This window comes from Streptomyces lancefieldiae (genome assembly GCF_031845825.1).
Classification (GTDB): Bacteria; Actinomycetota; Actinomycetes; order Streptomycetales; family Streptomycetaceae; genus Streptomyces; species Streptomyces lancefieldiae.
Map to the genome: position 1 here is coordinate 1 of NZ_JAVRFH010000128.1, position 5,234 is coordinate 5,234.

The window sequence follows — 5,234 nt, forward strand, 5'->3', positions numbered from 1 at the left end:
CTGCTGCCGACAGCGGGGCAACCTGGTTCGCGATCAAGGCTCACTCCAGCGCCGACCCCAAGGCCGGAAGTGCCCTGGTGATCTTCGACAAGGTCGGCAGCACCTACAAGGTCGTGATGACGGTCTACGCCGACGAGCCGATCCCAAAGATCGCAGTTGACAAGCACGGCTACGTGACGCCCGCCGACCCGTCCCAGAAAGTAGGCGCGCTCGCCCCCGACCAGCTCAGCAAGAGCTACGAGGACTTCTTCGAGACGGGCGGCAAGACGGCGGGAAAGACTTTCGCCGCGACCGAGAGCACAAAGGGCTCGACCGACGTCTACAAGGAAGGCGTCGGCGACGACCTGGAGGGATACGCGACCGAGAAGTTCTTCGCCAAGGTGCCGGCGCACCCGAAGGTGTACGCGCTGAAACTGGAAAACGGCGGGGTGGTCGCCCTCTTCCCGACCGCTCACACTAGCGAGGTAATGCTCAAGCCGCGCTACATGAGCGGCTTCGACATCACCCCCGGCCCCACGGAGTCCGTTTACAACAACACGCGGCGCGACGTCGTCACCGACGAGTTCGAGGGCCAGGCGCTGGCGGTTCTGAACCCGAAGGCCAGGCCGTGGGTGACCGGCATCGAGTACCGGATGGTGAACTCCCGCTGATGACCCAGCCCCTGCCAACGCCCCCTACCGAGGAAGGCACCATGCCCCCGGGCCCGTCACCACTTCCCACCGACATCCACGAGACGCTCATCGTTCTGCCCGGCGGCGGCGTCCATGCCCAAGGGCTGCTGCACGACGGCTCGCCCGATCAGCTCGAGGTCCTTATCGAGCGCGTGCGCGGACCGTTGCGCGCCGCAGCCGCACAGCACAACCGACCGATCCGGTTGTCCATCGGGCACCCCAACGGACACGTCGAGCGTCAGCAGATCTCCGCGGACGGCACGATCCATGCCGATCAGGACCTGCCCACCGACACTTCGGCCGTCGACCCGGTCTGGAACCAGGGCATACCCGAGGAAACCGGTCTGCTGGCCACCGTCCGGGCAGCCCAGCGCGCCGGGCAGTGGCGCGCTGCGCAGCAGGCCGCCCGCCGCGCCACCCAGCACCTCACCACCCAGCACGGACGGGATCACCCGTACGTGGCGATGGGTACCGAACTCCAGGCGTACTTCGCGGTGATGGCCCGGGACTGCGCCGTCGCAGCCTCTCTGTACATCGAGGCCGCCGTTGCGTCCCACCGGCTCGGCGGTCCTGAAGAACAGAGCCGCCGCTGCCTTGTCAACGCCGTCACCGCCTGGCTCCACTCCGACCGCGACACCAGCCCTGGTGGAGCCGGCTTCGCCGCCGCCCACGCGTTGATCCGCATAACCCCCTATGACCACGCCACCCTTGCAGCCCTGCTGCAACGACTGACTACGGGCCGCGCGTGACGATCCTCACCCCGCCGCGCCCCGCCGTCCAACCCCGCTACCGCAACCTCACCGGCCGCAGCCGTGCATACCAGGGACGGCCCGTTCGCCAGGTCCCGCGCACACCTCCCGACCCCTTGATGCCGCGCTTCTCGCACGCCACCGCGCCACCGCCCCGACTCATACTGCAGGCACCACCCCCCAGCTCCGCCCCGTTCACCTCGCCCGTCCCAACTCCGGTGACGGCCGTCACCGCCAAGGCGAGACCGGCGGGCACCGACTGGCTCAGCAGCCCCTTCCGTCAGCCGGTCACCCGACACTGGTGGACCGTCTCTGTTCCTTCCGCACCGACCCGGGTCCAGGAGACCGTGTGATGAGCCCCTCGGCCGCGCAGTCGATTTCTCACGCCTCCGCCTATGCGCCCCCGCCGTGGACGGTGCCCGCACCCGAGACAGCGCCGCCTTCCGCGTCATCCGCCCACCCCGGCTGGCGCAGCGGTGTGCCTGCCTGCCGCATCTGCGGCGCCCAGCCGACCGTCACCGCCACCGTGCGCGCGCACCAGGGACTGCTGCCGAGGATGCGCTTCCACAAGGTCGACGGTCCCTTCTGCTGCTCGTGCGGCACGGCGCTGGTTCGCGAACTGACGACCAAGACTCTGTGGCAGGGCTGGTGGTCTCCACTCTCGCTGGTGTTCTTCAGCCCGTTCACCTTCTGGTCAGCCGCAAGCTCGCCGCCCTGCCGACGCCCGGTCCGCCCGTTCCCGGGAGCCGCCCGCATACAGGAGGAGAGCCCGCCCACCAGCGGCCGATGGCGTATCCGGCCTCTGCCGAAGGCATCGCGAAGAGACCGAGTGAGCCCCGGCCCGCCGTTACGGAAACAAGCGCAGGGAACGACAGGCAGACGGTCAGACGGGCGCGTCCCCTCCTGCCGGGAGCATGAACGCACGCGTTGGCGAAGGTGCACGAGCGAAGGATCAGGGCTGTGACGAAGGCAGGGGCGCCACCGGGCAAGGCTGTAGAACCGGTCGCCGATCCGGAACTGCAGGAGCGGACCCGCAAGCTGCTGCGCGAGTCAGAGGGGCATCCACACCGGTACAGCGGCAGCCCCTGTGGCGGGCGATGGCGCCTGAGTGCGTCCGCGGGGCTGTCGTAGCGGCGGGCGCCGCACTGATGTGGCAGGCCACCGGCGCGGACCAGACACAGGAGCCGTCGGATGACGACCTGCCGGCCAGCGTCTCAGACGCCTTCGACGAGGCCGTGAGGAACATCCTCGAGGCGCTGCACAGCGGCATCGAGCGGCTCTGGCCGCTCGCGGTCACCGGGCTCGCGGTCCTGATCGCCTTCAGGGTGATGGAGACGGTCACCTACAACGCGGCGCTACGGGAACTGGACGAGTCCCGAGCACGGTACGTACAGCCATCGCAGTTGACGGACGAGGCCCGATCGCTCCTGGCCCGTGCCCAGCAGGCGAGAAGGACCGTACTCGGCTCGTCCGTGCACTGCTGCGACCTGATCGACCGACAGCGCAACGAGGTGGCCCTTCCTCACCAGGAGTGGGAGATCGCCGAGGCCCTGCGCGAGTACAGCCGTCTGATGAAGGCAGAGCCCGACAGGCCCCGGGGCAGCATGGTCGCCGCAGTGATCGACGTACGCCGCAAGTCCCTCGCCGCCAGTCTCCAAGGCATCCAACGCCGGGTCGTCGCCCTGGAGGCGTACGCCGACGAAGTCCGCCGGGCCGACGACCGTTTCCAGGAGCTGAAGCAGATCAAGCAGCTCACCGAGGGCAGCGCGGATGTTCTCGAACTCCTGGCCCGCACTGCTCGCCATGATCACGCTGTAGCGGAGATCGACGGCATGAACGCCCAGGCGGCAGCCGTCGCGGCCACGTTCACCGCCGCGCTGGAATCCGCGAAGGAGGCCGCCGCCATCGCTCTGCCGCCCGCTATCGAGGGGGCCTGAAGGCGCGGCAGCAGCCCTGCACGCTCCCCGTGGACAATGTGAACCGGGAGAAGACGGGGCCGCCGCGCGGCGCCCCATAGCGCCGGCAGGCCGGACTCAAGGCGAGGGATCGAAGCCGTCGGCCTCGTCGACGAGAGCCTGCCCGGGGGCAAGGCCCTCGTAAGCGAGCTGAACGGCGTCACGGTGACGGTCGACCAGGTACTCGCATGACCACCAGTCGCCGGTGCGCCCGCTGAGCAGGGTGTCGATCGCTTCCTGGTCTCCGTCGCCGACGGTGTGGGACTCCTCGATCTCCAGGGTTTCGGCGTCCCACCGGCCGATCAGGACTACGGACACGACAGATTCCTTCCTTCGGGGGGCCGGGCGGGCTGCCGCCCGGCGCCAGGGATGCCCGGATGGTCACAGGCCGACGGATCGGAGATAGGCGTCGATCCGGGCCGCCTGGAGGGCCTCGAAGTCGGCGTCGCTGTCGGCCGGGACATCGGCAAGCCAGCCGCTGACGTCATCGGCGCCGTCGCCGTCGTAGCACTCGGCCACGACGTCGGCGAAGGAGGCGTCGTGGTGGTCCAGAAGCGTCAGGATGGCGTTCACCGTCAGGTTGTCGATGTCGTCCGCGCACTGCTCGCGGATCGTTTCGGCGGCGGCGTCGACTCCCGCGTTCACGGCAGCCGAGACTTGCCCCCGGCTGTAGCGCATGCCTTCGTACAGGTCCGACGTGTCCTCGACCTCGGCGCCCCGGCCGGCGGCGGCCTGCGCGGCCGTGATCTCCAGGTGCCGGGCCTGTACGTCTGCCCACGGCGCCTCGGTGTTGTCGAGGTAGGTCAAGGCGGCTGCGGTGGCCCAGGTGAAGCGTTCGGAGGTGAGGGAACGGCCGGACTCGTCGGCGGCCATTTTCGTTCCGGCGTCGATCGCTGCCACGACGTCGGGATGGGTGAACGTGCTCGTGACGACTGCGGTGCTCACTTCGGGGGTTCCTCGGATCGGGTGGTGCGGTGTTGCTGTGTGTACGAGGGACCGGGTGGTGACGGACCGGCCCTGCTTGCGCGCGAGGGCGTGGCTCAGGTGATCGTGGGCAGCGCGGAAAGTACGAGGTCGACGCCGACGCCGATGATTCCGGCCGTGACCGGTGTCCTCGGTCCGACCGGCCCGTTCACGTCGCGCGGCATCACCCAGCCCTGGAGCGGCCCGCCGTCTGCGTCCGCGAACCGGACGAAGCCGTCTGCATCGCATTCGACGGCATGCGGGTACGCGGCCACGACGCGCCGGGCGACGCCGCCGCAGCCGCGCTGCACAGCGGCGCGGACACGGCCCGGCCCGGGATGTGGCGGGAGGAACGGGGCAAGGAACCGTTCCAGGGCTTCCAGTCCTCCGGCGAAGCTCATCGCCCCTGTGGCGCACGCGCCGTGCAGGGCGAAGCTCACGGTCGCGTCGTGGCACTGCCAGGCCAGCCCGGTGGTGTTGTCGGCGCGGTCGAACTGCTGGGACAGGGTGCCGAGTTCACGGAGCCGAGTATCGACTTCGGCGAGGTACGCGAGACGGTGCGGCTGCTTGGACGGGGGCGCATCGACGGCACCGTCGATGCGGGGGAGCAGGGAACGCAGTGCCGCGCTCGCCACCGCAGCCGGAGCGCTGCCCGCGACGGTGAGCGACACCTCGGCCGTGTGCGGCGTTCCCGTGAGCAGCGTGGTACGACCACCGTCCGTCGCCAGGAGGAAGTGGCGGGGGCCGTCGCTCAGGCGCGCGGCCGGACAGGCGGCGACCGAGGCCGGGCTGACGGTCCAGCCGGTGTTGTGGCGCTGGGGGAGCAGTGCGGCGACCTCGGCGGCGAGTGACGTGGCTTCCGCCGTATCGGGTGTGTGCATGGTTCTTCCTTGTTA

Annotated in this window: 5 protein-coding genes and 1 pseudogene; 3 read left to right on the forward strand and 3 right to left on the reverse strand. The window is 69.7% G+C overall.

Annotation, left to right across the window (positions count from 1 at the left end; all coding sequences use genetic code 11):
- From RM812_RS40405 to RM812_RS40415, 3 genes and pseudogenes are all read left to right on the forward strand, one after another.
- Window positions 1-650 (forward strand): annotated as a pseudogene (locus RM812_RS40405) (hypothetical protein); the annotation flags it as partial.
- On the forward strand, window positions 650-1,420 hold the full coding sequence (locus RM812_RS40410; protein ID WP_311585731.1) for a hypothetical protein: 771 nt from the start codon (window positions 650-652) through the stop codon (window positions 1,418-1,420). The pseudogene RM812_RS40405 and the gene RM812_RS40410, both read left to right, overlap by 1 nt.
- Window positions 1,421-2,568: 1,148 nt before the next feature.
- Window positions 2,569-3,357 (forward strand): hypothetical protein, encoded by a 789-nt coding sequence (locus RM812_RS40415; RefSeq protein ID WP_311585733.1) that lies wholly within the window; start codon window positions 2,569-2,571, stop codon window positions 3,355-3,357.
- 96 nt (window positions 3,358-3,453) lie between these two features.
- Here the strand turns inward: RM812_RS40415 and RM812_RS40420 are convergent, their stop codons facing one another.
- The 3 genes from RM812_RS40420 to RM812_RS40430 all read right to left on the reverse strand — a co-directional run bounded on the left by RM812_RS40420 (window position 3,454) and on the right by RM812_RS40430 (window position 5,219).
- Entirely contained in the window at window positions 3,454-3,693 is a 240-nt protein-coding gene (locus RM812_RS40420; protein WP_311585735.1) for a hypothetical protein, read from the reverse strand.
- A 63-nt stretch (window positions 3,694-3,756) separates the two neighbouring features.
- Complete coding sequence (locus RM812_RS40425) at window positions 3,757-4,320, reverse strand: hypothetical protein (protein WP_311585737.1); 564 nt, start codon at window positions 4,318-4,320, stop codon at window positions 3,757-3,759.
- A 95-nt stretch (window positions 4,321-4,415) separates the two neighbouring features.
- The gene (locus RM812_RS40430; protein ID WP_311585739.1) at window positions 4,416-5,219 is read right to left on the reverse strand and encodes a hypothetical protein; all 804 of its coding nucleotides are present in this window, start codon (window positions 5,217-5,219) and stop codon (window positions 4,416-4,418) included.
- Between the last annotated feature and the right edge of the window lie 15 nt (window positions 5,220-5,234).